The sequence below is a fragment of the Janthinobacterium psychrotolerans genome (assembly GCF_001677885.1).
GTDB lineage: Bacteria > Pseudomonadota > Gammaproteobacteria > Burkholderiales > Burkholderiaceae_D > Janthinobacterium > Janthinobacterium psychrotolerans.
Genome location: NZ_LOCQ01000061.1, coordinates 333612 through 346963, shown reverse-complemented (window position 1 = coordinate 346963; position 13352 = coordinate 333612). Strand labels below are relative to the sequence as shown.

Annotated in this window: 14 protein-coding genes and 1 riboswitch; of the genes, 9 read left to right on the top strand and 5 right to left on the bottom strand. The window is 62.8% G+C overall.

The features are described from left to right. Positions 1-112: 112 nt before the first annotated feature. The 3 genes from dapF to ASR47_RS23580 are packed head-to-tail and all read right to left on the bottom strand — an operon-like array spanning position 113 to position 2723. Entirely contained in the window at positions 113-976 is an 864-nt protein-coding gene (gene dapF, locus ASR47_RS23590) for a diaminopimelate epimerase (RefSeq protein ID WP_065310211.1), read from the bottom strand. Continuing rightward, on the bottom strand, positions 973-1863 hold the full coding sequence (locus ASR47_RS23585; RefSeq protein ID WP_065310210.1) for an LpxL/LpxP family acyltransferase: 891 nt from the start codon (positions 1861-1863) through the stop codon (positions 973-975). The genes dapF and ASR47_RS23585 overlap by 4 nt, the downstream gene beginning before the upstream one ends. Then, a complete protein-coding gene (locus tag ASR47_RS23580; protein ID WP_065310209.1) occupies positions 1860-2723 on the bottom strand; it encodes a lysophospholipid acyltransferase family protein in 864 nt (287 codons plus the stop codon). The genes ASR47_RS23585 and ASR47_RS23580 overlap by 4 nt, the downstream gene beginning before the upstream one ends. Positions 2724-2909: 186 nt before the next feature. Between ASR47_RS23580 and metK the strand changes: the two genes are divergently transcribed. The 5 genes from metK to metF all read left to right on the top strand — a co-directional run bounded on the left by metK (position 2910) and on the right by metF (position 7539). Then, complete coding sequence (gene metK, locus ASR47_RS23575) at positions 2910-4076, top strand: methionine adenosyltransferase (RefSeq protein ID WP_065310208.1); 1167 nt, start codon at positions 2910-2912, stop codon at positions 4074-4076. A 123-nt stretch (positions 4077-4199) separates the two neighbouring features. Further along, a complete protein-coding gene (locus tag ASR47_RS23570) occupies positions 4200-4703 on the top strand; it encodes a hypothetical protein (RefSeq protein ID WP_065310207.1) in 504 nt (167 codons plus the stop codon). Positions 4704-4765: 62 nt separating this feature from the next. Then, positions 4766-4834, top strand: a riboswitch (S-adenosyl-L-homocysteine riboswitch). A gap of 26 nt (positions 4835-4860) precedes the next feature. Further along, the gene (gene ahcY / locus ASR47_RS23565) at positions 4861-6285 is read left to right on the top strand and encodes an adenosylhomocysteinase (RefSeq protein ID WP_065310206.1); all 1425 of its coding nucleotides are present in this window, start codon (positions 4861-4863) and stop codon (positions 6283-6285) included. A gap of 80 nt (positions 6286-6365) precedes the next feature. After that, complete coding sequence (locus ASR47_RS23560) at positions 6366-6722, top strand: phage holin family protein (RefSeq protein ID WP_065310205.1); 357 nt, start codon at positions 6366-6368, stop codon at positions 6720-6722. After that, positions 6709-7539, top strand: coding sequence for a methylenetetrahydrofolate reductase [NAD(P)H] (gene metF, locus ASR47_RS23555; protein ID WP_065310204.1), 831 nt, complete (start codon positions 6709-6711; stop codon positions 7537-7539). Before ASR47_RS23560 ends, metF begins: the two co-directional genes overlap by 14 nt. Here the strand turns inward: metF and ASR47_RS23550 are convergent. After that, a complete protein-coding gene (locus tag ASR47_RS23550) occupies positions 7532-8152 on the bottom strand; it encodes a 5-formyltetrahydrofolate cyclo-ligase (protein WP_082989123.1) in 621 nt (206 codons plus the stop codon). The genes metF and ASR47_RS23550 overlap by 8 nt on opposite strands. 65 nt (positions 8153-8217) lie before the next feature. Between ASR47_RS23550 and ASR47_RS23545 the strand changes: the two genes are divergently transcribed. From ASR47_RS23545 to ASR47_RS23530, 4 genes are read left to right on the top strand one after another with little or no spacing between them, the layout of a single operon-like run. After that, positions 8218-10164 carry a lytic transglycosylase domain-containing protein gene (locus ASR47_RS23545; RefSeq protein WP_171899025.1) on the top strand — a complete coding sequence of 649 codons (1947 nt, stop codon included), beginning with the start codon at positions 8218-8220 and terminating at the stop codon, positions 10162-10164. A gap of 24 nt (positions 10165-10188) precedes the next feature. Beyond that, positions 10189-10905 carry a glutathione S-transferase family protein gene (locus ASR47_RS23540; RefSeq protein ID WP_065310202.1) on the top strand — a complete coding sequence of 239 codons (717 nt, stop codon included), beginning with the start codon at positions 10189-10191 and terminating at the stop codon, positions 10903-10905. Positions 10906-10922: 17 nt separating this feature from the next. Then, positions 10923-12038 carry a tRNA nucleotidyltransferase/poly(A) polymerase-related protein gene (locus ASR47_RS23535; RefSeq protein WP_065310329.1) on the top strand — a complete coding sequence of 372 codons (1116 nt, stop codon included), beginning with the start codon at positions 10923-10925 and terminating at the stop codon, positions 12036-12038. Beyond that, positions 12035-12739 carry a GNAT family N-acetyltransferase gene (locus tag ASR47_RS23530; protein ID WP_065310201.1) on the top strand — a complete coding sequence of 235 codons (705 nt, stop codon included), beginning with the start codon at positions 12035-12037 and terminating at the stop codon, positions 12737-12739. The genes ASR47_RS23535 and ASR47_RS23530 overlap by 4 nt, the downstream gene beginning before the upstream one ends. On the opposite strand, the gene ASR47_RS23525 is transcribed toward ASR47_RS23530, so the two are convergent. Then, positions 12731-13261, bottom strand: a complete 531-nt coding sequence (locus tag ASR47_RS23525) for an Lrp/AsnC family transcriptional regulator (protein ID WP_065310200.1) — start codon at positions 13259-13261, stop codon at positions 12731-12733. The genes ASR47_RS23530 and ASR47_RS23525 overlap by 9 nt on opposite strands. Between the last annotated feature and the right edge of the window lie 91 nt (positions 13262-13352).

The following is a 13352-nucleotide window of genomic DNA, read 5'->3' as shown; positions in this document are numbered from 1 at the left end:
AGCGGAAGGTAGTTGTGGTTGAGAAGCGCAACGGTACGGAGGTACGGGGCCGCCGAGGCAGTGAGCATCGCAGACCGCAAATGCCGACGCGCAGCAGGTTTTGATAGGCGCTCTAAACCTCGATCTGGCCTTCGAACACCGTCACGGCCGGGCCGGTCATCAGGACCGGCTGGCCTGGTCCCTGCCAGGCGATCGACAGTTCGCCGCCGCGCGCGCTGATGCGTACCGGGGAGTCGAGCAGGCCGCGCAGGATGCCGGCCGCGGCGGCGGCGCAGGCGCCGGTGCCGCAGGCCAGGGTTTCGCCGGCGCCCCGCTCATACACGCGCAACTTCACATGATGGCGGTCGAGCACCTGCATGTAGCCGGCGTTGACCCGGCGTGGAAAGCGCGGATGGTGTTCGATCAGCGGACCCGAGGTCTCCAGGTCTTGCGCATCAACATCATCGACCACCTGCACCGCGTGCGGGTTGCCCATCGACACCACCGACACCAGCACCGTTGCATCTTGCCCCGGCAAGGCGATGGTGAGCGGCCAGGCCGTGTCATTGCCCTGCATGACGCCGTCCAGGCCGCTGGCGTCGAACGGCACCAGGGCCGGATCGAGCACCGGCGCGCCCATGTCGACCGTGATGCTGCCATCGAGTTCCAGGCGCGGCGCGATCACGCCGGCCATGGTTTCGACGCTGATGCTGCGCTTGGCGGACAAGCCTTTTTCGCTGACGAATTTGACAAACGCGCGCGCGCCGTTGCCGCACTGCTCGACTTCGCCGCCATCGTTGTTATAGATGCGGTAGCGGAAATCGCAGCCGGGCAGGCGCGCCGCTTCCACCACCAGGATCTGGTCGGCGCCGATGCCGAAACGGCGGTCGGCCAGGCGCTGCCACTGTTGGGGCGTGAAATCGATTTGCTGGCTGATGGCGTCGATGACGATGAAGTCATTGCCGGCGCCGTGCATCTTGGTAAAGTTCAGTTTCATGCTGTGCTGCCTTGCTTGGGCTGGTTGTAGAACGACGCTTCGCCTGCCGGGCGCGTCTTGAAGCGTTTATGCGTCCAGAAATATTCGGCCGGCGCTTCGCGCACGCGCTCTTCGATGAATTCGTTCATGCGGCGCGTGGCGGCCGTGACATCGTCGCCCGGATAGTCGTCCCAGGCCGGGTAATAGGTCACCTGCCAGCCCTGGTAATTGGGCAAAAAGGTGGCAATCACGGGTATCACCTGGGCGCGCGCGGCCATGGCCAGGCGCGCCGTGGCCGTCAGGGTGGCGGCCGGCACGCCGAAAAACGGCACGAATTCGGCGTCTTTTTCGCCGAAATCCATGTCCGGCAGCATGAAGTAGGGCAGGCCGTCGCGCAGCGCGCGCAAGATCGTCTTGATGCCGTCCTGGCGCGTAAACAGCCGCGACGGCTTGAAGCGCGAGCGGCCGTTGCGCAGCGCCTGGTCGAAGACGGCGTTTTTTTGCTGCACATACATTGACGACGCTTCGATTTCCATGGCGGTGGCGGCGCCGGCCACGTCCAGGCAGACAAAATGCGGGCACAGCAGAATGGTCGGCTTGTCGGCGATCTGCTGGCCGGGAAACGCCGGCACTTTTTTGATCAGGCGGTTCAGGCGCGCTTCCGAGGCCCACCACAAGATGCTGCGCTCCCAGACGCTGCGCGAATACGCCTGGAAATGCTGGCGCGCCAGCGTGCGGCGCTGCTGTTCCGTCAGTTCCGGCATGCACAGGCGCAAATTGGTCAGGGCGATCTTGCGCCGCGGACCCATCACGAGAAACAAAATATTGCCGATGCCGGCGCCGAAACGGCCGAGAATGGGCAGGGGCAGCCAGTGCAGCAGCCACATCAAGCCGATCAGCAGCCTCATGTTCGCGCTCCGTCCGTGGTGGCCGGTGTCGGCGGCGGCGCGCCGCGCGGCACCTTGTAGCGGTTGTAGCTCCACAGGTACTGCGCCGGGCTGCGCGCGATCAATTGTTCCATGGCGGCATTGATGGTGCGCGCCTGTTCGGCCGAGCTGCCGTCGAGCGAGCCGGTAAACGGCACGAAATGCACGCGGTAGCCGCGTCCGCCTGGCAGCCGCTCGGCATAGGTAATGATGACTTCGGCGCCGCCCATCTGCGCCAGCTTGGCCGGCAGCGTCATGGTGTAGGCGGGGCGGCCGAAGAATTCGGCCCACACGCCTTCGCCTTCCTGCGGCACCTGGTCGGGCAGCAGGCCGATCGGCTGGCCCTTCTTGAGGCATTTGGCAAAGATGCGCACGCCCGACATATTGGCTGGCGCCAGCATCAGGTTTTCACGCGCGCGTGCGCCTTCGATCAAGGGTTTCAGGGCGGCGCGCTTGGGTGGGCGGTACATGACGGTGAGCGCCGTGCGCAGCGCGATCTGCTGGGCGACGATCTCGAAGCAGCCCAGGTGCGGTGTCAGGAACACGATGCCGCGGCCATGCGCCAGCGCCTGTTCGACCAGTTGCCAGTTTTCCACCGTCGCATGGCGCGCCACGCGCTCGGCTGGCGCGCACCAGATAAAAGGCAATTCCAGCACGCTCTTGCCCGCTTCGGCCACGGCCGCATGCAAGTGTTGCGAAAACCCCGCACCGGCCATGTTCTCGCGCATGCGGCGGCGGTACGATGGTGAAATGGCATAAATCGCCCAGCCCATCGCAGCGCCGAGCGCATGCAGGAAGGGCAGGGGAAAGCGGGATAAAAAGCGGAAGATGGGGACGAGCATGAATGATCTGTTTCTAAAGTATGGCGTGTTGCACTGCCAAAATTTTTTAAGAAGCGTAAAATACCACGTTGTAGTACCCGCTGAGTTAATAGACAACTTGCGAAGCGGAATATAAATATCGCTAAAGCGTCGCAGGCAAATCCTCTTTACTGCGACAGAACATTCACCTAGTAAACAGGAGCTTGCATGTCCAACGATTATCTCTTCACCTCCGAATCCGTCTCCGAAGGCCACCCCGACAAGGTTGCCGATCAAATTTCCGACGCCATTCTCGACGCCATCCTGACCGAAGACCCGAACGCCCGCGTGGCCGCCGAAACGCTGTGCAACACCGGTCTGGTGGTGCTGGCCGGTGAAATTACCACCCACGCCAATGTGGATTATATTCAAGTTGCGCGCGAGACCATCAAACGCATCGGCTACGACAACACCGAATACGGCATCGACTACAAGGGTTGCGCCGTGCTGGTGGCCTACGACAAGCAATCGCCCGACATCGCGCAAGGCGTCGATGAAGGCGCGGGCATTGATCTCGACCAGGGCGCCGGCGACCAGGGCCTGATGTTCGGCTACGCCTGCGACGAAACGGCCGAGCTGATGCCGGCCGCCATCCATTACGCGCACCGCCTGGTCGAGCGCCAGTCGCAGCTGCGCAAGGACGGCCGCCTGCCATGGCTGCGTCCGGACGCCAAATCGCAGGTGACACTGCGCTATGTCGACGGCCGCCCGGTCGGCGTGCACACGGTGGTGCTGTCGACCCAGCATGCGCCGGAAATGACGCATGCGCAGATCAAGGAAGCGGTGGTCGAAGAGATCATCAAGCCGATCCTGCCGCGTGAATGGCTGAACGACACCATCTTCCTGGTCAACCCGACCGGCCGCTTCGTCATCGGCGGCCCGCAAGGCGATTGCGGCCTGACCGGCCGCAAGATCATCGTCGACACCTACGGTGGCGCAGCGCCCCACGGCGGCGGCGCGTTTTCGGGCAAGGACCCGTCGAAAGTCGACCGTTCGGCTGCCTACGCCGCGCGCTACGTGGCGAAAAACATCGTCGCCGCCGGCCTGGCGCGCCAGTGCCAGGTGCAGGTCAGCTACGCCATCGGCGTGGCCAAGCCGATCAATATCACCGTCTACACCGAAGGCACGGGCGTGATTCCCGACACCGAAATCGCCAAGCTGGTGCTGGCGCATTTTGATTTGCGCCCGAAAGGCATCGTGCAGATGCTCGACCTGCTGCGCCCGATCTACCAGAAGAGCGCCGCCTACGGCCACTTCGGCCGCGAAGAGCCGGAATTCACATGGGAGCGCACCGACAAGGTGGCGCTGCTGCGCGATGCGGCCGGCCTGAAATAATTGTATCTGCTGCTTGAGAAAGCGCCCTCGCCGCAAGGCTGAGGGCGCTTTTTTATTGGCGCGCCGGCATGCCGATCATGATGATAGGATGCAATATTGAACATAAATTCATCAAGGAATGCCATGTCCGCTCTGCGCGCCGCTATCTTCTCTGCCATCTTGTTGACGCTGTCCGGCCTGGCATCGGCCGCCGCGCCGATAACGGTAGGGCAATTACTGGAGCGTGCCGAGCAGGGCGACCGCCAGTCCCTGCTGATGCTGGCGGCGGGCGGCAAGCTGGTTTTTCCCGACGGTGGCCTGACCAGCGTGATCGACACGGGGCCTGAACTGAGCGAGCTGATGGGGCAATTGACGGTGCGGCAGAGTCTGTATGTGCTCACGATCTACGCCGACAGTGGTTTTCTGGCGACGGACCCCGATGCCTGGCGTAGCAATACCAAGCCCGATCCCGTGATCACCTGCACCTGGGCCATGCGCGCCGCCAACTATCCGCTTGACGGCAGCCGGGAAGATAAAACCTCGGCCGAGATGCTGCGTGGCATGGCCGATGAAATGGCCCAGCGCCTCGATGACGACGAGCGCGCCAAATGCCTCAGTCTGGGCAAGAACTGGACGCTCAAGCCGTAAAACAAGCTTGCTGTTGGGCATGCTAAAGGTTGCCCTTGACGCCTGGCCGATGGTAAGATACACAGTCCGAGGAGCGTTGCGACGAAGAAATTCGCCAGGCTCGGAATATCCTGCAACTGCGCTCACGTACTTTTTTCACAACTGAAAGGAGGGCGTGATGAACGCCGTACTCAAATCGCAACACGACTACACCATCGCCGATATCACCTTGGCCGCATGGGGCGACAAAGAAATCAAGATTGCTGAAACGGAAATGCCTGGCCTGATGGCCATCCGCGAAGAATTCGCCGCGGCGCAGCCGTTGAAGGGCGCGCGCATTACCGGTTCCATCCACATGACCATCCAGACCGCCGTGCTGATCCAGACGCTGGAAGCACTGGGCGCGCAAGTGCGCTGGGCGTCGTGCAATATTTATTCCACGCAAGACCATGCCGCCGCCGCCATCGCCGCCGCCGGCACGCCGGTGTTCGCCGTCAAGGGCGAGTCGCTCGACGACTACTGGGAATACACGCACCGCATCTTCGAATGGCCTTCGGTCGACGGCAAGGCTGTCTACTCGAACATGATCCTCGACGATGGCGGCGACGCCACCTTGCTGCTGCACCTGGGCGTGCGCGCCGAGAGCGATGCTTCGGTACTGTCGAACCCGACCTCGGACGAAGAAGTCTGCCTGTACAACTCGATCAAGCAGCGCCTGCTGGTTGACCCGACCTGGTACTCGAAGCGCCTGCCGGAAATCCTCGGCGTGACCGAAGAAACCACCACCGGCGTGCACCGCCTGTACCAGATGCACAAGGAAGGCAAGCTGGCTTTCCCGGCGATTAACGTCAACGATTCCGTGACCAAATCGAAATTCGACAACCTGTATGGCTGCCGCGAATCGCTGGTTGACGGCATCAAGCGCGCCACCGACGTGATGATCGCCGGTAAAGTGGCCGTGATCGCCGGTTATGGTGACGTCGGCAAGGGTTCGGCCCAGGCCATGCGCGCGCTGTCGGCGCAAGTGTGGGTGACCGAAGTCGATCCGATCTGCGCGCTGCAGGCGGCGATGGAAGGCTACCGCGTGGTGACCATGGATTATGCTTGCGAGCATGGCGACATCTTTGTCACCTGCACCGGCAACTACCATATCCTCACGCACGACCACCTGACGCGCATGAAAGACCAGGCCATCGTCTGCAACATTGGTCACTTCGACAATGAAATCGACGTCGCCTCGCTCAAGCAATACGAGTGGGAAAACATCAAGCCGCAAGTCGACCACATCATCTTCCCGTCGGGCCGCCGCATCATCCTGCTGGCCGAAGGCCGTTTGGTCAACCTCGGTTGCGGTACCGGCCACCCGTCGTACGTGATGAGCTCGTCGTTCGCCAACCAGACGATCGCCCAGATCGAACTGTACGCCAACACGGCCAACTACCCGGTCGGCGTCTACACCTTGCCGAAACATCTCGATGAAAAAGTCGCGCGCCTGCAACTCAAAAAGTTGAATGCGCAGCTGACGGAACTGACTGAAGAGCAAGCCGCTTACATCGGCGTGCGTCAAGAAGGCCCTTACAAGCCAGAGCATTATCGTTACTGATCGATAGGCGGGCTGTACATCACCCTCCCGGGGCCGGCGCCTGGCGCCGGCCTGACTCTTCTTTTTGACAGGCTAGAGAAATGCGCTTGCTCCTGATTTGGTTGATCAACGCGGCAGCCCTGTTTGCCGTTCCCTACCTGATGCATTCGGTGAGCATGAGCAGCGGCTGGACCGCGCTGCTGGCCGCTGCCGTGCTGGGGCTGGTCAACGCCCTGATCCGTCCCTTGCTGGTCCTGCTGACCCTGCCCGTGACGTTCGTCTCGCTGGGCTTGTTTATCCTGATTATCAACGGTTTCCTGTTCTGGCTGGTCGCACAGGTGGTCGATGGCTTTCATGTCGCCAGTTTCTGGTCGGCCGTGGGTGGCGCCATTCTGTACAGCATCATTTCCTGGGCCTTGTCGACCTTACTTTTGAGTAAAAGCGATGGCAACCCATAACTTCAGTATTGAGTTTTTCCCGCCGAAAACCCCGGAAGGGGCGGAAAAACTGCGTGCCACGCGCGCCAGGCTGTCCGAATTGCAACCGAAGTATTTTTCGGTGACCTTCGGCGCCGGCGGCACCACGCAGCAGGGCACCCTGGACACCGTGCGCGAGATCCTGGCGGCCGGCGAACAAGCCGCGCCGCACCTGTCCTGCGTCGGCGGTTCGCGCGAATCGATCCGCGCCGTGCTGGCCGACTTCAAGGCGGCCGGCGTGAACCGCATCGTCGCCTTGCGCGGCGACTTGCCCAGTGGCTATGGCGCTTCGGGTGAATTCCGTTACGCCAACGAACTGGTGGAATTCATCCGCGCCGAGACGGGCGACCATTTCCATATCGAAGTGGCGGCCTATCCGGAAGTGCACCCGCAGGCGCGCTCGCCGCAAGACGATCTGCAGGCGTTTGCGCGCAAGGTACAGGCCGGTGCGGACGCAGCCATTACCCAGTACTTCTACAATGCCGACGCGTATTTCCAGTTTGTCGAGCAGACCCGGAAGCTGGGCATCAACGTGCCCATCGTGGCCGGCATCATGCCGATCACCAACTACACGCAGCTGATGCGCTTTTCCGACATGTGCGGCGCGGAAATTCCACGCTGGGTGCGGCTGAAGCTGGCCAGCTTTGGCGACGACAGCGCCTCGATCAAGGCGTTTGGCCTGGATGTGGTCACCAGCCTGTGCGAACGTTTGCTCGAAGGCGGCGCCCCGGGCCTGCATTTCTACAGCATGAACCAGGCGGCGCCCACCACCGCCTTGTGGCAGCGGCTGGTCAAGTAATCCCTCCGGCTTGCTGCAGCAGATCGCCCTCGGTCACGACTTGATCGAGGGCGATGTCGTATGGGCCGCTGGCAAACTGCGCCTGCAGGCAAGCATAGGCGATGCCCACGGTGCGCGGGCGCGGCGCATGTTCCAACGTGCGGTCGTAGTAGCCGCCGCCGTAGCCGAGCCGGTAGCGTTCGGCATTGAAACCGAGGCAGGGCACCAGCAGCACCGGCGGCGCCGGCAGCAGGCGCAGATGGGCCGGCACGGCCACGCCCATGCCGTCCTTGACCATGGGCTCGCCCGGGGTCCAGCTGGCAAACGCCAGCGGCGCGTGTTTTTCCAGTACCACCGGCAAAGCCAGCGCCACGCCGCGCGCGGCCAGCTCTGCATAAGCAGCATGCAGGTCCGGTTCGCCATGCAGGGGCCAGTAGACGGCCAGCGCTGGAATGTTTGCAGTTGTACACCAGTCGAGCAGGCGCTGCGCGATGGCCGCATCCCATTGCGCGCGCGTGGCTGCGGGCAGCGCGCGGCGGGTGGCCAGCAGGGCTTTGCGCAGGCTGGCCTTTTCCTGTAGAGCAATGGCTGGCGAGCTGGCAGGATCGCATGTTATTCTAGGGTCGCTATTCATATCACCATCAAGTTACCATTGAGAGTCGTACATTGATTTCCCCACTGAAATGGATTGCCGGTACGATGCTGTGTGTTGCATCCGCCTTCTCCCCCCTGGCCGCATTTGCCCAGGCCGCCACCCCAGTCAATCCGGCCGTGCCCGATACGCGCAGCGAAGATGACGCTTTCCTGCTGCTGCGCGACGCCGCGCGCAAGGACGATCTTGAAAAGGTCGACTTTTACGCCAGCCGCCTGGCCAATTACCAGGTGCCGTCCTATGTCGACTATTATCGGCTCAAACCGCGCATCCGGCAGCTGACGGAAGCACAATTTCGCGATTACCTGGCCCGCTACAAGGGCAGCGCGATCGCCGACCGCTTCCGCAACGACTGGCTGCTGGAGCTGGGCCGCCAGCGCAACTGGGTGATTTTCGATGATCAATATCCGCAGTTTGCGCTCGATGACGATACCCAGTTGAAATGCTATGCCCTGATGTCGCGCGTGGCCAAGGGCCAGAAAGTGGCCGACGAGGCGCGCAAGCTGCTGGTATCGCCAGCCGGCTATGGCGAAGCGTGCGGCAGCCTGATCACGGCGCTGGCGCAAAGCGGCCAGTTCGACAGCAACGACCTGTGGGCGCAGCTGCGCCTGGCCGGCCAGAGCAATGCCACTGGCCCGGCGCGCCGCGTCGCGCTGCTGCTCGGCGCGTCGGACGCGAAAGTGGCGCAGGCCATCGATTTGCCGGCGCTGGCGCTGGCCAAGGGGCCGGGCGACAGCCGCGCCGACCATGAAATGTACCTGGTGGCCGTCGGCCGCATGGCCCGCAGCACGCTCAGATTGGGCGTGGTGGCGCTGCAAAAGAACCTGTCGCAATTGACGGCGCAGGAGCAGGCGATCGGCTGGTCCAATGTGGCCTTGCAGGCTTCGTATTCGCTGTCGCCGGACGCGTTTGATTATTGGCAAAAGTCGGCTGGCGCACCGCTGAGCCAGGAGCAGATGCAATGGAAGACCAGGATTGCCCTGCGTGAAGGCAACTGGCCGCTGGTGAAATCGACCATCGAGACCATGCCGTCGCCCCTGCGCCAGGACCCGGCCTGGGTTTACTGGCTGGCGCGTGCGCTGCAGGCGGAAACTCCGGGCCGCCCGAACGCCCAGGCCGACAAGTTGTACCGCAGCATCAATGACCAGTCGAATTTCTACGGCTTGCTGGCCAACGAAGAGCTGGGCAACCATCTGGTGTTGCCGCCGCCGGGCCAGGCGATCACCCCGGCGGAAATCGCCGCCATGGCCGCCAACCCGGGCTTGCAGCGGGCCTTGAAATTTTTCAATATGCGCCTGCGCTTCGAAGGCACGCGCGAGTGGAACTGGGAATTGCGCTCGATGACGGATCGCCAGCACCTGGCGGCCGCAGAATTTGCGCGCCAGAACAACGTGCTCGACCGCATGGTCAACACCTCCGACCGCACGCGCCTGGAAGTGGACTATACGCAGCGCTACCCGACGCCGCATGACGATGTGATGCATCCGGCCACCAAGAGCCTGGGGCTGGACAAGGCCTGGGTGTATGGCCTGATCCGCCAGGAATCGCGCTTTATCATGGATGCCCAGTCGCATGTGGGCGCTTCCGGCCTGATGCAGGTGATGCCGTCGACGGCGCGCTATGTGGCCAAGAAGATCGGCCTGACCGATTTTGTCACGGAAACCCTGAGCGATGTGCGCACCAACGTCATGCTGGGCACCAACTACCTGAACATGGTATTGGGCGGCCTGGACGGCTCGCAGGTGCTGGCCAGCGCTGCCTATAACGCCGGGCCCGGCCGCTTGCGCACCTGGCGCGCCACCATGACGCGCCCGCTGGAAGGGGCCGTGTTTGCCGAGATCATCCCTTACACGGAAACGCGCACCTATGTGAAAAACGTGATGTCCAACGCCACCTATTATGCGGCCCTGTTCGAGAAAAGCCCGCAGTCGCTCAAAGCGCGGCTGGGCACGGTGGGGCCGAAGAACAGTGCGATTGCCGCCGATTTGCCTTAACTTTAACTGAACTGACAGCCGATCATGCAAACCACCGTTCTCGACCCCAGCCTGACGCAAGCGCTGGCCAGCGCCCGCGAGCCAGGCCTGACTCTTATCATTGGCAACAAGAATTATTCCTCGTGGTCGATGCGCCCGTGGGTGGCGCTGACCGCCTTCGGCATTCCTTTCCAGGAAGTGCGCGTCTTGCTCGACCAGAAAGACACGTCGAGCAAGATCGCCGAATATTCGGCCTGTGGCCGGGTGCCGGTATTGCTGGCCGGCGAGATCACCATCTGGGACAGCCTGGCCATTTGCGAATACCTGGCCGAACAGTTCCCGGATAAACATCTGTGGCCGCAGGACGTGGCCGCGCGCGCCATGGCGCGCTGCATCTGCGCCGAAATGCATTCGGGTTTTACCGACCTGCGCAACGCGATGTCCATGCATATCAAGGCGCATCTGCCGGGCCGCGGCCGCACGCCGGGCGCCCAGGCCGATATCGGCCGCATCAGCGAAATCTGGGAAGAGTGTTTGTCGCGTTTCGGCCACCACCAGTTCCTGTTCGGCGAGTTTTCGATTGCCGACGCCTATTTCGCGCCCGTCGTCATGCGTTTCCGGACCTATGGCGTATCGCTGGCGCCGGCCCTGAACGCCTATTGCGAGCGCGTGCAGGCGCACCCGGCCGTGGCGCGCTGGATCAGCGAAGCGCTGGCCGAAACCGAAGTGGCGGCCAGGCACGATGCCGATCTGCCCGACTAGATGAGACCTTGTTTGACATGAAGATTTATACGGTCGGCGGCGCCGTGCGCGACGCCTTGCTGGGCCTGCCGGTCAAGGACCATGACCATGTGGTGGTGGGGGCCACGCCCGAGCAGATGCTGCGCCGGGGTTTCCGTCCGGTCGGCAAGGATTTCCCCGTGTTCCTGCATCCGGCCACCCAGGAAGAATACGCACTGGCCCGCACCGAGCGCAAGACCGCACCCGGCTACCGCGGCTTCGTGTTCCATGCGGCGCCCGACGTCACGCTGGAAGACGACCTGGTGCGGCGTGATCTCACCATCAACGCGATTGCCCGCGATGAAGACGGTGCGCTCACCGATCCGTTTGGCGGCGTCGACGATATCAGGAACAAGGTGTTTCGCCATGTGTCCGACGCCTTTGGCGAAGACCCGGTGCGCGTGCTGCGCCTGGCCCGCTTTGCGGCCCGCTTCGGCGACTTCAAGGTGGCGCCGGCGACCATGGAGCTGATGCGCGCCATGGTGGCGCAGGGCGAAGTCGACGCCCTGGTGGCCGAGCGCGTCTGGCAGGAAGTGGCCAAAGGCCTGATGGAAGCGCAACCGTCGCGCATGCTGACGGTGCTGCAGGACTGCGGCGCGCTGGCGCGCATTCTGCCGGAACTGACCGTTAACCAACACCTGCTGCAGGTGGTCGACCGCGCCGCTAGCGAAAACCATGAGCTGTGCGTGCGTTTTGCCGTGCTGATGCTGGCCGTGCCGGTGGCAAAAATCAACATATTGAGCGAGCGCCTGCGCGTGCCCAACGATTGCCGCGAACTGGCCGTGATGGCGGCGCGTGAACAGGCAGCCATAAGCAGCGCCCTGGCCTTGAGCGCCGAGGAACTGGTGCGGTTATGCGAGCGCTGCGACGGCCTGCGCAAGCCGCAGCGCTTTGTGCAACTGCTGCAGGCGGTGGAATGCGATGCCCGCGTTCGGCAAGTTGGCGCTTTTCCGCAGTCTGGCTGGCTGCAGGCGGTGCTGGCGGCCGTGCGCGGCGTCGATGCGGGCGCCTTGGCGCTGTCGTGCGCACAGGAGCCGAAACGCATTCCGGGCGTGATCCATGCTGCGCGGGTCGAGGCTGTCATCAATGTTATCAGCAACACGGAACGGCCATGACCCTGCCCAAATTGTTCCAGAATCCCTTGCGCCGCTGGCTGCAAAAAAACGGCGACGGCCGTCCCGCCGTGCTGGTCAAGCAGCTGCATGAGCGCGACCGGCGTCGGATGATGAAGCATTTCCTGTCGCTGGAAAAAAGCGACCGCCTGCTGCGCTTTGGCAGCGCCTTGCCCGATGAGCTGGTGGCGCAATACGTGCAGAAGATGGATTTTTCGCGCGACATGGTCTACGGCGTCTACAGCAGCAGTTTCAAGCTGGTCGGCGTGGGCCACCTGGCGTTCGCGCCGAAAGACCAGTCGCCCGCCAAAAGCGTGGTGACGAGCAAGGAGCAGGTGGCCGAGTTTGGTGTGTCGGTGTCGCCATCGATGCGCGGCAGGGGCGTGGGCTCGAAATTGTTCGAGCGGGCGGCGATACACTGCCGCAACAATGATGTCGACACCCTGTATATGCACTGTCTGTCGTCGAACAAGACGATGATGCATATCGCCAGGAAGGCGGGCATGGAAATCCAGCGCGAATATGGCGAAGCGGACGCCTACTTGAAACTGCTGCCGCCGAATCCGGGCAGCATGCTGCAGGAGGCGGTGCAGGAACAGTTCGCCATGTTCGACTATACGCTCAAGGCCAATGCGCGCGCCGCCTCCAAGCTGTGGGATCGCTTGCCGGGCCGCAAGAAGAAGCCCGGCCCGCCATCACAATAAGGGCAGGGCGGTGGTGTCCTTGATACGCTGCAGGGCAAAGCTCGATTTCACGTCCAGCACGGCCGGGTGGCGCAGCAGGGTCGCCATCATGAAGCGCGAAAAATGCTCCATGTCTTCCACATGCACGCGCAGCAGATAATCCATTTCGCCCGTCATCGCATAGCAGGCCACCACTTCCGGCCACTGCGCCACGGCCACCGCAAAGTCGGCGCGCGGCGAGGTATTGGTCACCAGGTTGGGCGCCAGCACGCGCGCCGTGCTGTGCGCATGGGCCGAGGCGTCGCTGTGCTTTTCCAGCCGCACGTTGACATAAGCCAATAGCCCCAGGCCGATCTTTTCCGGGTCCAGCAGGGCCACGTACTGGCGGATCACGCCCGCTTCCTCCAGCCGTTTTACCCGCCGCAAGCACGGCGACGGCGACAGGCTGACCTGTTCGGCCACATCCTGGTTCGACAGACGGCCGTCGGCCTGCAGCACCGAGAGGATCTTGCGGTCGGTTTTATCCAGCGTAATTTTGCTCATGCGTACCTCCGTGGGACTTGTTTCACGCAATATTATTGCGCAAATCATGCTTGTTCGGGAGATCTTTGGCATTTAATGCCGGCCGGCCCCG